Annotated in this window: 15 protein-coding genes; 4 read left to right on the top strand and 11 right to left on the bottom strand. The window is 50.0% G+C overall.

What is annotated here, in order from left to right; translation table 11 throughout:
* The first annotated feature begins 27 nt into the window (after window positions 1–27).
* Window positions 28–327, top strand: coding sequence for a hypothetical protein (locus tag ACFQI7_RS34885; protein ID WP_218102958.1), 300 nt, complete (start codon window positions 28–30; stop codon window positions 325–327).
* 404 nt (window positions 328–731) lie between these two features.
* Here ACFQI7_RS34885 and ACFQI7_RS34890 read toward each other — a convergent pair whose 3' ends face one another.
* The 6 genes from ACFQI7_RS34890 to ACFQI7_RS34915 all read right to left on the bottom strand — a co-directional run bounded on the left by ACFQI7_RS34890 (window position 732) and on the right by ACFQI7_RS34915 (window position 6,909).
* On the bottom strand, window positions 732–947 hold the full coding sequence (locus tag ACFQI7_RS34890; RefSeq protein WP_268966864.1) for a sugar-binding protein: 216 nt from the start codon (window positions 945–947) through the stop codon (window positions 732–734).
* Complete coding sequence (locus ACFQI7_RS34895; protein WP_268966865.1) at window positions 893–1,348, bottom strand: sugar-binding protein; 456 nt, start codon at window positions 1,346–1,348, stop codon at window positions 893–895. Before ACFQI7_RS34895 ends, ACFQI7_RS34890 begins: the two co-directional genes overlap by 55 nt.
* A 418-nt stretch (window positions 1,349–1,766) precedes the next feature.
* On the bottom strand, window positions 1,767–3,644 hold the full coding sequence (locus ACFQI7_RS34900) for an FAD-dependent oxidoreductase (protein ID WP_218102959.1): 1,878 nt from the start codon (window positions 3,642–3,644) through the stop codon (window positions 1,767–1,769).
* Window positions 3,641–4,468 (bottom strand): hypothetical protein, encoded by an 828-nt coding sequence (locus ACFQI7_RS34905; RefSeq protein ID WP_218102960.1) that lies wholly within the window; start codon window positions 4,466–4,468, stop codon window positions 3,641–3,643. The genes ACFQI7_RS34900 and ACFQI7_RS34905 overlap by 4 nt, the downstream gene beginning before the upstream one ends.
* A 59-nt stretch (window positions 4,469–4,527) precedes the next feature.
* Window positions 4,528–5,355, bottom strand: coding sequence for an AraC family transcriptional regulator (locus ACFQI7_RS34910; protein WP_218102961.1), 828 nt, complete (start codon window positions 5,353–5,355; stop codon window positions 4,528–4,530).
* A 219-nt stretch (window positions 5,356–5,574) separates the two neighbouring features.
* Window positions 5,575–6,909: an ABC transporter substrate-binding protein gene (locus tag ACFQI7_RS34915; protein ID WP_218102962.1), complete on the bottom strand. Its 1,335-nt coding sequence runs from the start codon at window positions 6,907–6,909 to the stop codon at window positions 5,575–5,577.
* 544 nt (window positions 6,910–7,453) lie between these two features.
* On the opposite strand from ACFQI7_RS34915, the gene ACFQI7_RS34920 reads away from it, so the two are divergent.
* Complete coding sequence (locus tag ACFQI7_RS34920; RefSeq protein ID WP_218102963.1) at window positions 7,454–7,759, top strand: hypothetical protein; 306 nt, start codon at window positions 7,454–7,456, stop codon at window positions 7,757–7,759.
* Window positions 7,760–8,052: 293 nt separating this feature from the next.
* Here ACFQI7_RS34920 and ACFQI7_RS34925 read toward each other — a convergent pair whose 3' ends face one another.
* The 3 genes from ACFQI7_RS34925 to ACFQI7_RS34935 form a co-directional block, all read right to left on the bottom strand.
* Window positions 8,053–8,553 (bottom strand): DUF421 domain-containing protein, encoded by a 501-nt coding sequence (locus tag ACFQI7_RS34925; RefSeq protein WP_218102964.1) that lies wholly within the window; start codon window positions 8,551–8,553, stop codon window positions 8,053–8,055.
* Window positions 8,554–9,189: 636 nt separating this feature from the next.
* Window positions 9,190–10,089: an acetylxylan esterase gene (locus ACFQI7_RS34930; protein ID WP_218102965.1), complete on the bottom strand. Its 900-nt coding sequence runs from the start codon at window positions 10,087–10,089 to the stop codon at window positions 9,190–9,192.
* A 431-nt stretch (window positions 10,090–10,520) separates the two neighbouring features.
* On the bottom strand, window positions 10,521–11,564 hold the full coding sequence (locus ACFQI7_RS34935) for a GNAT family N-acetyltransferase (RefSeq protein ID WP_218102966.1): 1,044 nt from the start codon (window positions 11,562–11,564) through the stop codon (window positions 10,521–10,523).
* Window positions 11,565–12,105: 541 nt separating this feature from the next.
* Here ACFQI7_RS34935 and ACFQI7_RS34940 point away from each other — a divergent pair.
* Entirely contained in the window at window positions 12,106–12,651 is a 546-nt protein-coding gene (locus ACFQI7_RS34940; protein ID WP_230415675.1) for a TetR/AcrR family transcriptional regulator, read from the top strand.
* A 7-nt stretch (window positions 12,652–12,658) separates the two neighbouring features.
* Window positions 12,659–13,405: a type I methionyl aminopeptidase gene (gene map, locus ACFQI7_RS34945; protein ID WP_218102968.1), complete on the top strand. Its 747-nt coding sequence runs from the start codon at window positions 12,659–12,661 to the stop codon at window positions 13,403–13,405.
* 65 nt (window positions 13,406–13,470) lie between these two features.
* Here map and ACFQI7_RS34950 read toward each other — a convergent pair whose 3' ends face one another.
* Together ACFQI7_RS34950 and ACFQI7_RS34955 are read right to left on the bottom strand one after the other, a co-directional pair.
* Window positions 13,471–13,776 carry a diguanylate cyclase gene (locus ACFQI7_RS34950; RefSeq protein WP_218102986.1) on the bottom strand — a complete coding sequence of 102 codons (306 nt, stop codon included), beginning with the start codon at window positions 13,774–13,776 and terminating at the stop codon, window positions 13,471–13,473.
* Between the two features lie 212 nt (window positions 13,777–13,988).
* Complete coding sequence (locus ACFQI7_RS34955; protein ID WP_218102969.1) at window positions 13,989–14,492, bottom strand: DinB family protein; 504 nt, start codon at window positions 14,490–14,492, stop codon at window positions 13,989–13,991.
* Window positions 14,493–14,577 lie beyond the last annotated feature (85 nt).

Consider the following 14,577-nt stretch of genomic DNA (forward strand, 5'->3'; position numbering starts at 1 on the left):
AACCCCTTTTAAAGGAGGCCTCGCCAAGTGGGCATCGAGTTAGCAATTGTATTGTTAACATATGTCTTATTGGTTGTTATGGCGTATCTGGTTTTTGTCTTTACTAGTGATAAGGAGAAACGCGGAATTATCATTATCAACCGGGCCTATAACTATGCATATTCCGCGTTATCTTTTGGCGTTCTTGTCATCTTTGCCCTGATCAAAATGCCAAATGTCACTTTGGATAAACAGACAACGAACTATTTAATTTTGGCGTGTAAGTTTATTTCGGTTATCACGCTTGGAGGGACTGCGTTTATACTAAACAAATATTATAAAAGGTAAGGAATTTTACCTTTAAACTCAACTTTCGCAGATCGAAAATCGACTTCATTTCAATTACAGCTAAGTTTTGAGTGCATTTGGATATATGACTTGAAGAAATAGAAAAACACCGCTTCGTTGCCAATCTCAAGCTGTGAAAGTTGAGATTTTAATAATAGTCTTTTTATAGTTACATGCTTTTAAAAAACCATTCTTAGATTCACTGCTGAAAGACCTTGAAGATTTTGTTTTTCATGCTGAAAATAATGATGAGACTCTTGATTGCTCAATCCAGAACCCACATACTAGCACACATGTTCGTAAATAGTAGTTTCATAATGTCTTCTTCGCTTATTACATAAGACCAGTTCTTTGTACCAGCGATACCCCTCAAATTAGAGAAGCTGCTTAATTGCCCATTCTCATCAACCATCGGTCAACCCGGTTTTGACGGATCCAGCCAGCTTCAAAAGTCCATAGTTAGACGTGCTCTTGTACGATTGGCCGGACGTATCGTTCCATATCGAAATACTGTCGCGGATTCCGTCACCATCTTCGTCGTTATTGAACTGCAGGTCGAATCCAATCAGATCATTTGATTTCGGTGGCGTACCAATCCAAGAAATAGACGCTTCCACCATGTAGCGCTAGCTGTCCGCTTCGTAGCTGAGACCACACTTCCGCTCTTCGACGCTGGGTTGACGGTCCGTTCGTTGTCAAAGTTAATACGATATTGCCCATCATCAGGTTCGAAATGGTCAGTCCTCCCTCTGTTCTGATCGATGAAAATTTCCACTGAATCTTGCTGGTGCGCTTGAGAGCTTCGTTTTGACAACAAGGTGTCGCTAACCTCAGCTAGTATGTACAGATGTCCATCGTCCCAAAGCGTTCGTACTTTCGCGTTCGATCCTTTAGAACCAATAACCCATCGGTCGGTTTCGACTGCATTTGTATTGTTCCAAACCGAGTCGATACTTCCGTCAATAACAGGTGTTCCCTTCGTCGCTACGGCAAGTCGTGTCCCTTCTTCCAACGTCAGCACACCGAATTTAGACGTATTAATTTCCTGTGTGTTGTTTCTATCGTTCCACGAAGTTTCTATCTTCTCATTCCCTGATCGGTCGGCAATTACTCGTTAACCTAAAAACTAGATTTTTCATAAAGAGCTTTAAACTTCTTCTACTTCGAGCAATCTGTCGGGAATGAGAAGTTCTTGTCAATTTCGGGAAAGGGATAAGGTTCTTGTCATTTGATTTTGACAAGAACTTTATCCCATAAAAATGAAAAGCCGCGATTTAAGCGACCTATAATGAGATAATGTTCTTGTCACCCGACAAAGTAAGTAAAACGTCTATTTGTCTTGCCGAATTGGGCACAATTTTGTGTTATCTGTGTCCGATAGTACCACGAACAAACGAACAAGGGCCAACCGGAGCACCTTCTCCGATTGGCCCTTCTTATTACACCGCTGCGCCCTTCCAAGCTTGCTGCTGCTTCTCCGTCAGCTCGCGCATACGCGGGATCATCGAGTACTTGATGACACGGGAGCCCTTGAACGTCACGTTCAGCTCCAAGCCGGGATCCGCCAGCCGCGTTTGCACCGCCCCTACAACGCTGTCCCGCAGCTCCGCATGCTTCTCAGCAATCCGGAACAGCGCCATCACCGTGTAGGAGAAATACTGGAAATACAGCTCCTGCGGATCGGAGATGAACTCCCAGTTCCGCTCCTCGGTCTCCATCGCCGGCAGGGAGCTGGAATTGTTCAGAATGCCGAGCAGCTCCGGCACGATGCCGGCATCACCCAGCTTGCCGAGCAGGTAGATCGCGGCATACCCGCGCACCTGGTTATACTTCCGGCTCGTGTACGGCACGAACATATCCCGTTCCTGCACCATCTCCTGCAGCACAGGGATGCAGGCGTTATCGCCGATGAGCCCGAGCGTCAGCGCGCTGTTCTTCCGCAGGTGCTCCTCCGGTGAGGCGAGCCACTCACGCAGCTGCGGCACGATTACAGAACCCTGCCGCTTCGCAGACCACATCGCAATGCCCGCCTTCGTGCCGGACAAGCCCACACGGATGTCCTCCACAGCGGTCAGCCATTTGCGCGTATGAAGAGCATCGGTCGCCGGCACGGAGCTGTCCTTGAATTCTACCCCAGCACCACTCTCCAGGCAGCCGGTCTCCACCAGCAGCGGACGCAGCTCCGCGTAAGGAATATCCTTCATGGCGTAGCCTTTCGTAATGCTGAGATAAGCCATCACCGCAGCCGCTTCACCTGTCTTTTGCATATCCCGCTTCATCCGGATGCAACTGGCCAGCTCATGGTCGAGCGACATGCTGCGTCCCGCGATGACGAGCCCTTCCTTGCCTGCCGGGATGAGCACGCCCTTCGGAATTGGAATCGTAAAGTTCAAGCCCCACAGACTCGCCACAACCGACCAGTCCTGCTGCGCCTCGCTCTCGAAGGCTACGTCCTTGCTGTGATTATCCAGGTTCGAATAGGCGAAGAATAACGGCTCGCTCGTATACCGGTCTAGACTGAAGTCGCCGAAGGAGACCGTCTCTTCACCTACAATCAGGCGTCCTTCGCGAAGACCGAGCTGCGGCACAACCTTCAACATGCGTCTGCTATCGCTGTAGGAAGGCTTGAGGTGTGTCTCCAGCAGCGCAGAATTGACGATCGCGGCCGACATCGCTTCCGGATCACCGGCATCCACATAACCCGAATCTGTATAGTAGTGCTCTACCCGACTGTTGTTAAGCCACTGCACGACGTTGGAGAACGGCTGCACCTGTCCGTCCGCGTCCCGCCCTCGGCGTACCGCGCAATCGGCCAGCGCACATACTTCAGCTTCACCGGAAGCGTCAATGATGACCCGGCACGATGTACTTTGAACTGTGCCATCCGTCCCGACCCAACGCAGCCCCTTCACACGCTCATCCTCAAGATACACGCCCAGCACTACGGACTCGTACCGGAACACAACACCGGAAGCCGCAAGCGCCCGCTCCAGGACGATGCTCTTCGCATTCGCATTCACTCCGCTCGCCTTGAGGAACAACTCCTGCTCCAGCTCCGCTGTTTGCCTATCGATCTCCTCATAGATTCCTCCGCGCGTGCCGAAGTAATATCCCGTAACGCCGCCCAGCGTCCCGGCACCGCCCATCCCGTGCATCCGCTCGATACCGAGCACCTTCAGCCCCAGCTGTCCCGCCCGAAGTGCGGCGAGCGCCCCCGCAGTACCGAGACCGACCACGATGACATCGTAATCCTCGCCAAACTGAGGCTCACAGCTCTCCTGCTTCACTTTCCCATTCCAACGCTCCGACAAGATCATACCGTCCGCACCTCCGCTGCGCTTTGTAGTCCGGCCTCGAATGCCGCCACCGGATCACGATACTGAGCTGCTGGACGCCACACCCAACGATCGGCGATGTCGAGCCCGGTGCCCGCCTCGACCTCCACATCGAAGCCATCGGCGATCGTGGCCAGCTGCCACGGACGCAGCGCCTCCGGCCGTTTCGCCCAATGCGCCAGCAAGCGCTCCCGAGCTGATGCCCAATCGTCTTCCGCTTCCAGCGCTACACTAGTAACCCACTCGGTCGCGAACCGTCCCCCATGCACCGGATAACCGTCGCAATCTGGAGGCTGCTGTTCTGGAGCGCTCGAGTTATGGATAACCGCATTCAGCCGCCGTTTCCCTTGATAACCCGCTGCCGCTTGGGGCGCCGTCTCACAGAAGTTAGTCGTATCGACAATACGTCCGGTGAGCACCGTAGATAAGCCAGCCGCATCGATCAAAGTGACCCGATAATCCCCGGAAGGATTTGCCGCCACCTCAATAATGCGAGTCAAAAACCGAACCTCCAGCTTCTCCTTCTGAATAACCTGATGCAGGATCGGCACGAAAGCCGGCCAGTGTATACCGCCCTCAGCCGAAATTATATTTCTGCCGTCTGCTTCCTGGCGAAGCGCCTCAGCCCCAGGCGACACCGAGAACGTACGGTCGATAGCAGCCTGCCGGTAGGTGGTCGTAAACTCCACACCGACACCGCCCGTCCGTTCAAACAATACTGCGCGGTTCCCCGCTGCACTTGCTATGCCAAGTCCTTCGAACGTCGCGCCTGCAATCAGGACATCATATCTTTTCAACGCACTCATCAGCGCACCTTCTTTCTTCAAGATGATATAAGCTTCTTGCAGCTAACGTGTTCACGGCATCAGCCGCCCCGGTATTCCCGCGGAGCCATGCCCGTAATCTTGGTAAACACCCTGGTGAAATACAGCGGATCGCTATACCCTACCGCCTTAGCCACTTCATTAATCGGCTTGGAGGTACTGGTCAGTATTGACTTCGCCTGATCGATCCGTACCTTCTCCACGAACTGCAGCGGACTGACGCCGACCGCATTCTTGAACAGCGCGGAATAATGACTCACCGACATGGACGTTTGTTTGGCCAAAATCGTACGATTCAGCTCCTCCGCATAATGCTGCCGGATGTAACGGACGCTGTCCTCCATCTGCCGGTACGACTTCTCCTGCTCCGTCTGCTCGGCGATCACCACGTTGCACAGCGTATCCATCAGCTGGAATAAGCCCAGCTTCGCCTGCCATTCATAGCCCGCCGCCTTCGAATGCCAGCTGTGATAAAGCTCCGAGGCTTGCTTGTGCAGCGCGAATGTCGGCATCGTCAGCACCCGCTTGAAGGGCAGCGGCATATGCGTAATCGTGCTCTGGCATTCGCTCCCCTCCCACTGAATGTTGAGCTGATGGAATTGAACGCCATAATAGTGAAGCGTATTGTGGGCCGTCGTGCTGATGTCCATCCACATCCCCGGGTTGACATGGAAGACACAGCCCGGCTTCAGTTCGAACCGCTCTCCGTTCAGAATAAGCACACCATCGCCTTTATAGACAAAAACAAGATTAAATACATTCGTCACGGGACGTTCGACGCGGTAATGATGAAGCTCCCAGTAAGCCGCTTCCCGATGAGTGACATCCAAGATTCTAGGATAAAAATGATGCAGAAACTCCTTCTCCATAGCTCCCTCCAGTCAGCTGTGCACCGCAGCATCCGGCGAATGATTCCAGCACAATCGTATGCTGATAAATTCAATATAGTCCCTTGCCAGTCCACAGTAAATTCAAGATCGTCCGAAAAATATGGATAATCGTCTTACATTTCTAACAGCCTAATCGAACGGCGGAAACAGCCCTGGCGGCGACTTCCTGCCGTCCAGCCAAGGCTCCTTCCCGTGAGCTTACTTATTCTTCGCTGTCGTGATTGCTTGATTAATTTTCTCGTCCGCCTGTCTTAACGCCGTGTTCACATCTGTGCCGTTCTTGATCATGGCAGCGAACTCACTCTGCACAACGGAAGCCGCATTCACCAGCGGAGCCAGCTTCTCGTTCGCCGGCGGGATCGGAGCGAATTTGTTATAATACAATGCCTTGAAATTTTTATCCTTGAATAGCTTATGGTTGCTTCCCAACGTAGCGCGAATCTTCTCATCATTCAGCACCGTCGGACGAGCTTCCTTATTCGCCTGCAGCTGGACATCGTCCGAGAGCAGCTCGACGACGGCTTTGAACGCTTGGTCCGCTTGCTTATTTACATTGCTTATGAAGTAATAGATCGTATTCGGCTGATATCCGACCTTAGGCTGATCAGAGAACGTCGGAGCCGATACCACATCCCAATCGAGATCCGGATCGGACTCGAACCGGCCGTAGCCGGACAGCGGCGCCATGACCATCGCCATATTCCGGTTCTTCTGGAACGCCGTCAGCTCCTTATCCGCGTTCAAATCCTCCGTAGGCTTATTGCCCGGAATATCGTAGAACGATTTGTAGGTCTGCAGCAGCCTCTGGAACAACGGTCCGTTGACTGCGCTCTTGTCTTCCCTCGGATTGAGGAACGGGGCGGACAACTGATTCTCCGTCAGCATGTTGCTGTAGAAGAAGCCCATTCCCCGGTACTGCGTCCCGTTATCCACCCGGGTCATCGTCGTCGCCAGCTTCAGCACTTCATCCCAGGTCATCCCGTCCGTAGGGAACGGCACGCCGAACTTCTTGAATATATCCTTATTGTAAAAAAGAACGACCCCATTCGTATACTTCGGCAAGCCGTAGATGGCTCCCTTACTGGTTGCGTTCTTCAGCGATTCGATCGTCGACGGCTCAATGCGGTTCAGATTGAAGTTGTACTTCTTGATCAGCTCAGTCAAGTCATATTCCAGGCTGAGCGGGATTAACGAGCTGTACATGCCTCCGATCGAGGTGAGCGTAATATCCGGCGCCTGACCGGCGACCATCATCTTATCCAGCGTCGTTTCTTTCCCATCGATGATATACTTCACTTTGTAGTTGGGGTATTTCGCTTGAATCGGTGCGGCAATCGTCCTGTCGAATTCGTCTTGGGTGATGGATGGAACCTTGGAGAGGACGAGGAGTTCGGCCGACTCCTTCGTGTCATTCACAACGGACTTCGCAGTCTCGGCTGCCGGCGCCGTTCCTTCGCCATTGCAAGCGGTTACAAGAATCAGTGCCGCTGCCGACGTCAGGAGCCCGAATGTTCTTTTTCTATTTATCTCCATAAAAATCCCCCCAAGTGTAAAGATGGAAAATCGTAGGAACTGAAAGCGCTCTTATGTCTAATTATACGTCTTCCATAATGGGAGTAAATGGAGAAAGCATTGAATAATATGGATAATCGTCTGACGTAACATGGCGAGCTGCGAAGAGGTATGAGGAATTAATCGAACAACTGAGTATAAATACACTGTAAGTCGCGTAAATTGCGACTTTTGCTTTTTATGGGATAAAGTTCTTGTCAACAAATTCCCGTGACAAGAACACGCAAGGGATTTCATCGAAATGGAGACATATGTACAATATTTGATACATATGTCTTGTCTGTTTCGCGGCGAAGCCGGACAGAGCTGCGCGGTAGCTCCTTTTTACATCCTCCAGAAAGCAAAAAACTAAAATAACAAATTACGTGCATAAAAGTTACATGTAATTCGTATACAATGTAATTAAATGGGAGGCGATAATGATGACAGATCATCTCGAACACGCATTGATGGAGAAAATTGACGCAAGGAGTCCCTGTAACTGAAAGGCAATTATTGAATTGGGTTGAAAAAGGAAACCTTAAGTCCAGAAGCAATGGACCGGATTTTATCTAAAAACCAACACTCGACGAATGATATAAGAAAGAACGTTGTTACCATGCGTGTAACAGATGAGATTAACCAAGCACTAGAAGGCTTAGTATCATTATCAGTGGCACAAAGTCGTTCAGAAGTTGCCTATATGCTAATTATTGAAGGATTAAAAGCACGAACCGACCTTTTTAACCAAATAAGTAAACGCTCAGAAGAAATCGAGAAAATAAAAAATGAACTGAAACAAGTCATTTCAGACTTTGGACAATTAAAGTAATCTACATGTAGCGCATGACAGGTACGATAGTGAAAAAAGAATTGCTTCATAATGTCCGAATAAAATAAAGTTATAGACTGGATTTGTTGATCCTACGCGGTCCTCTGAATTGCTAAAACATCAGTCTCAAAATAATTAGTATTTGACTGACTCCGATATAAAACAAGCGGCTGTCATGGACTGGAAAATAAAGTCCTAGACTGCCGCGGTAGATTAAACTAACGTATCTGTTCCCCAGTTGGATGATTCCCATTTTATGGAGCGAAGGCATTCAGCGGCTATTTAAGGAACACTTACTGCCTCGTTATTCTTTCAAGATCCTGCCAAGTGATGTTTCGGTATTTCCTTTTCTTGAGTACCGACAGCGTTCCGTTTAGTTCCAGTACTGCGAACTCGACCTGCTCGAGTTCGAAAATATCCTTCCCTCTCAGGCCTTGCTTTAATGCTTCCATCGAGTATTTATACTTCTTCATTTCCTCCTGCAACAGTACGCCGTCCTTAATAATCACTATCGGCTCTCCTGAAATAGCGGCGTCGGCCTTCTTGCTGTTCAACGATATTCTCATCAGCACATACCCGATTACACTGATGACGAACAAGCTCAAGATGAAATTCATCAAACTGATCTTGAGATTGAATGCCATATTACCGCCGATCGTCCCGATCATCATCGTAAGCACGAACAAATGGTACGAGCTCTGCGCAATCAGGCGAATGCCGATCAACTTCGTGTACAACCATAGCCATAAATAAGCAAGGACCGTTCTTATTATTATCTCTAGGGATTCGTTCAAGTTGTGACCAAGGCCCCTTCGTTCTTCGAGTTGTGAGTTGAAGATTTACGAAAAATCCACGTTTTCCCACTATTATTGCTATGGAGATGTTGTTTTATCCACAAGCAAGGCGACTTTCTCATAATTAAGGCTCCTAACTTCAATAAATCCTTGGTCAGGATGGAAGCTGCCCGCTTTCCCGCGGCAGCCTCTTGGTGTAGTTGAATTGAACTATCCTGCCCGTCCCTCGGTTTTAAGGGTTTATCTCACGTATTCTCACTCATTCGTAGGATTTCATCACCATGTATTGCAGCGATCGACGGAAAAGTAAGCTGTTACCATTGTTGAAATCCTTTTTAGGACATGCGGGAATAGATGTATATTTGTATAGATCGATTGGATCATGCATCCTGCTTTATGTACTAATGCCATGAGTCCACCCTTTCGTTAGACTTCTCTCGATACTTTAATGAACAAGGGAGCCAAAATATCCGAGGTCAGCTTGGGAGCAGCCCCATGAAGTGATCGAGTAGTCTGCGCCTTCAATAACGCTCTTTAACGTTTCCGGCTTTGGAGAGCCGTCCGATTCGTTGCGCCGATCGTACCAATCGCTTCCAGCTCCCAAAAGATCAATGAATCGACCTTTTGGGACGGTCCTCAGAAACGAGTTTGTAAGAAATCATAGCCTTGTTCAAGAACTACCATTGGTGGATGATGCCCACTTGCATGATTAATAAAGAGATAGTTCGACGAATCGGAATAGCCAGCCCGTTTTAAATAGTCCAACGCACCTTCGTTGTCATAAAGTCCTGCTATGAGAACGATAGGCTTGAGTCCACCGATGCGGAGAAGCTCCGAATGGTCCATATGGGCGGATTTAAGTTTATTTAGCTTTTCCCCCCAATACCACGGTTCCGACCAATTCGTCCGATCCCAATCAATTCCGAAATCACTGCAAAGCATGGCTTTGATACGGTGATCTAAACAGCCTGCATATAAGGCCACTTTTCCTCCAAGTGAATGCCCAACTATCCCAATACGCTCGTTATCGACGCGAGGGTCAGCGCATAGAATGTCCACCAGAAGTTGCGTATCGGCAATCAGCTTTCCAATGCCCGTCCACTCAGGATGGTCATGGAGTAAGCTGTCGGCAGACAACCGCCAACGTGAGAAATCTTGTCGTTCCAGCTCGAGGTTCTGATAAGTCAGGTGGTAGGACTCCGCTGTGACAGTAGCATATCCGCGGCGCACAAGATGCAGAGCCATTGCGATGCCAGGTTCGTTGGTTGGCTCAAGAGTGTCGAGGTTGTATCCTGCTGCCCGGTCGGGGTAATAAAAAGGAACGACAACTGCCGGCAACTTTTCGTTGATGGTTTTTGGAAGCATCAATAATGTCTTCTGCACGCTACCTGGACCATTTGCTTGCTCGTACAACTCTCCATTGAATTCGGTCGTTTCGAAACGGCGAACCAGCCGCAGATACGGTTTGTAATCATAGTGGTCCGGCTTGCCGATCATGTCAAACCATTTTTGAGTAGTATTATTTAATTCCGTCATTCTGCTCCTCCTTGTAAATGTAGAGGTAAAATCCGATACGGAACCTCCCTAAAATTAATCAATTTCCCTCTGTAAGAAATAACGTTCGGCGGATGACAATTGTTAAGGTCTCCGTTTATTCATTTTACTCTCCAATAACTGGAAGGTTGCGTATGACTGCCAGTTATTTCAGCCAACAGCAAAAAGAGACCCGCAGGTCTAATTGTATATTTTAAACGGGGGCAATGTTTATTATAGGCTTGATTCATTCATGCTGTATGAAAATAAAATTTCAATTTAATTACATTTAATGAACAAACGTTCTCCGTTAACGTAATGAACCTGCCGAATCCCGATGATTGAATATAGGTGTTTTATGAAGTGACCATTACTTGATACAGCTATTGCTGCCAGTTGAAATTGCTCATCGTCTTTCGATCCTCCGCATTCGTTTATGGCAAAATGTATTTAATCAGCACGCCGCCGACTTTGTCGGTCATGAAGCTCGGCGCCTTTTTCCACAGTTCGATAAAGAAGCTGAAGCTCTCCTTGTCGGGCGGGCCCTGCTCAGCCGCCCCGCCGCTATAGACGAGGTAGGTCAGCTGCTGTGGCTTCGCGCCCCACTTCTCCTTGGATTTGTAGTGGCTAGAGCCCGTCTGCGAACGGCCAAGGTCCAAATACTTCATGCCGCTGCGGATGCCGAAGCGGACCGCCTCCCAGTACATGAAGTTGTTCAAGTACTTGTTGTTGTACTGCGTCAGGGTCCCCCCATACGGGTAGTACAGCGTCTCGTTGCTCGGGCTTGTCAGCAGCAGCATGCCGCCAATCACCTCTCGCGTCTCTTTGTCCAGCACCGTAAGCAGCGTGCTGTTGTCCGGCAAACACTCGAAAAACTGCCGAAAAAAATGCAACGGCTCCGCTGGCGACCCCAATTGCTTCATCCGCTTCACGTACACGCGGTGAAACGCCTCCAGATGGCTGTGGTCGAGCGAGACGTCAAACCAATCGTTCTTGTATACTTTGCGAGTATGGTTGCGGTTGCTGCTCGAGGAAAGTGCCAGCACCTGCTCCTCGTCGTCCGCCAATGGGAGGACGAAGGTAAAGTTCTGCAGACACGCGTGCCACTGCGGATCGCTCACCTGCTGCCCCTTCAGTCGCAGCTGCACGTAAGCGAGCTTGAGCTTGTCCTTGAGGCCAGCCGCGGCAGCGACGGCGAATTGAAACGCTTCCTCGCTGTCCGCACAAACGTCCATGTAGTTGACGAATGGCAGCGACACGCCCGCCTTCTTCAAGCTGAGGCTACGCCCGATGACGAGCGGCACGAACGCATGAATGCGTCCGGCCTCATCGACAACGGCGTGGTAGCCGCAGGTATAGCCGTACGCCCGCAGCAGTACGTCGCGGAATGCCGTTGTATGAAAGACGGTGCCCTTCGCGAGCGCCAGCTTGTCCCACTCCGCCTGCATGCTTGGTTCGTAAGCGACAAATCGTAACATAAGCGGTCTATCTTTTCAGCCAGAAAACGACGCCGACTATAATGGAACGCACAGCCGGCCCATTTCATTGGGTGTTTTTCTTTTGTTAATTACGCATAGATTATGATGTTAAAGCCTAGAGCGGTAAGGTCTCAAACGATAAATTAAGGTGCGAAAGTCGAGTTACTAATTTCGCTGAAATTCCATACTTGAAGTATTCGCGAAGTGATTAAACTATCCTGCCAGTTACTTCAACGGTCATTAAAAAGGAGCTGCTCTCAGGCAACTCCACACTATCGTTCTTCGCTAGCTTAATGCTGCTACCGCCGCTTACCCCACCTCCTCCGCTTTTCCATGTATCTCCTTTTTCTTGTGATAAAACATAACCCGCGGTGATTCTAAATCACCACAGATCGCCACTCCCAGAAAACCGCCGCCTTCGAAACTACCTGCCTGGGGTCTGTCTGTGTTCAGTTCACTAAAGAACTTTATTTCAATTAAATAACTTTATTTTCATTCGCCCATGTGCCCCCGTACCAAAGAACAAAATGAGCTCATCCGCATGCAGCGCAGAGAACAGATCCTGGACGCCGCCGCGCGCGCCTACTTCCGCACGGGCGGTAGCTTTGATATTCGCGACGTCGCCCGCGAGGCCGAGCTCGGTTACGGCACGGTATACCATTATTACCCCAACCGGCACTTATTAATAGAAGATGTGCTGGGCAGCGGCTTCGAGCGATGCGAGCAAGCCCTGGCAGAATGGGCGAACATCTACGGCGGAAGCCCGGATGACAGGCAGCTGTTGACGTATTGCAAGGCGCTGCTCCGGCTGTGGCAGTCGGACACCCGCGCATATCTCGTCTATAAAATGGCGGCGGAACATTATGCAGGCCTGCCTGAGAAGGATCGGCACCCCGCCAAGAGACGATTCATGGAACGGCTGTACGTTCCGCTCCAATCGATCGCCCAGCGCGAAGACGACAGCGTCGACCATATGCTTGCCGTGCTGGTCGGCTGCTGCGGGCTGCGCTACTATGCGGGCACTTCCAAGCTGGACGTCGATCGAATCGCCAAGCTCGCGATGCAAGCTATTACGAAGGAGTACTGATACGAACATGGTCATCTTAAAAAGCAAGCATGAAATCGAGGCCATCCGCAAGGCATGCCAAGTGGTGGCCGAATGCCATTGCAAGATCGCCCCGCTCATCAAACCGGGCATCACGACGAATGAGATTGAGCGCATCTTCGAGGACATTATCTTGAAGCACGGCGCAAAGCCCTACACGAAGGGCTACAAGGGCTATCCATATGCGACCTGTGCCTCCGTCAACGACGTGATCGCGCATGGCTTCCCTAGCGATAAGCCACTTGAGGAGGGCGATATCGTGACGATCGACACGGTCGCGGAGCTCGACGGCTGGCTCGGTGATTCGGCCTGGAGCTATGCAGTCGGGAAGATCTCGCCGACGGCCGAGAAGCTGATGCGCGTCACGAAGGACTGCCTTGACCTCGGCATCGCGCAGGCGCAGCCCGGCAATCGGCTCGGCGACGTGACGAGCGCGATCCAACGGCATGCCGAATCGAACGGCTTCGGCGTCGTGCGCGACCTTCTCGCGCATGGCATCGGCCGGGACCTGCACGAGGAGCCAAACTATATGCATGTCGGTAAGCCCGGCAAAGGCCTCCGCATCAAGGAAGGCATGGTGTTCACGATCGAGCCCATGATCACCGAAGGCACCTACTACCTGACAATCGATCCGGACGGCTGGACCGCGCGGACGCTGGACCGCAAGCTCGCCGCCCAATACGAGCATACGATCGCCATCACGGCTGAAGGTCCACAAATCCTGACCGCGCAATAAAATAATTAGAGGCCGACCACGGGATGGTCGGCTTCATTTTTACGTATTCGGCATAGCATCTTTCTTCATCCGACACATGCGTTCATACGCTCTCTTACAGAGCTCAAAAGCATTTTCCGGATAATAGCAGGCTCCGAGATTACGGTAATCAATAGCTCGTTCCCGTCTTCAAGCCGAAGCAGGTTTGCGGACAGCGTATCCTCAAGGATCGTGATGAGGCTGCTCGCCTGGGCGCGATCACATGCCAGTACGACGAATTCATCTCCGGCGAACCGCGCGACAAAATCGGAAACGACGGCTGACTCGGACAATAACCGGGCCAGATGACGCAATGCAAGGTCTCCCGCATGATGGCCATGGGTATCGTTAATCGAGCAATTCTGTCCTTTATTTCGACTGCGGTCCTATTGCGTTATTCTGCCCCAGAAGGAGCAGCTGCCGCTGCGGCAAGCAGCTCCTGGATCGCTGAACTATCGTTCTCCGTTAGCTTAAATAAGAAACTGCATATTGTATTTCATATTATTGTCTTACGTATGATTAAAAGAGAAAACTAGTTTTGACTAAACTTTCTGTTATGATGAGGTTACATTTTCGGGGCTTCCATGCCATAATTAACCCATTCTTCTTTTGACGGGCCATAAATACCAGGAACGGTTAATCCTGCTTGTCGCATAAGAACCGTCATTTGTCCTCGGTGGTGGTTTTGATGCAGAATCAAAAACATTAAAAGAGACCCATTGGGCATTTTTTGACCTAAAAAGTCTATACGTTCTTCTAAGGTATTATCGATCCATTGAGTTTTTAATGCCTGAACAAATGCATCACTGGCTTGATGATAGCTGTCTGCTATAAACTGAGCTGAAGCAGGAACAGGCCAATCTTCAGTTGGGGCTTCAAACGTTAAATTTGTATTTGAGGCAATTATGTGAATGGCAGCTACGGTATGCCAAGCAATACGTCCTAAAGTCCAATTCTGCGAAGTGATCTCCTGTTTAAGTGACTCATCTGTCAGATTGTTTAGTAGACTCTGTGTTGCCTCGGCTTCGTACTCCCAAGATTTCAAAAAATTGTCTAAGGTTTGGAACATAACAAATCCCCCTAAGCCATTTTATATAATAATTTCTCTAATTTTTTGGATTTTCCTTCCATATTATCAATAAAAACACGAATAT

The organism is Paenibacillus allorhizosphaerae, from assembly GCF_042659105.1.
GTDB classification, from domain to species: domain Bacteria; phylum Bacillota; class Bacilli; order Paenibacillales; family NBRC-103111; genus Paenibacillus_G; species Paenibacillus_G allorhizosphaerae.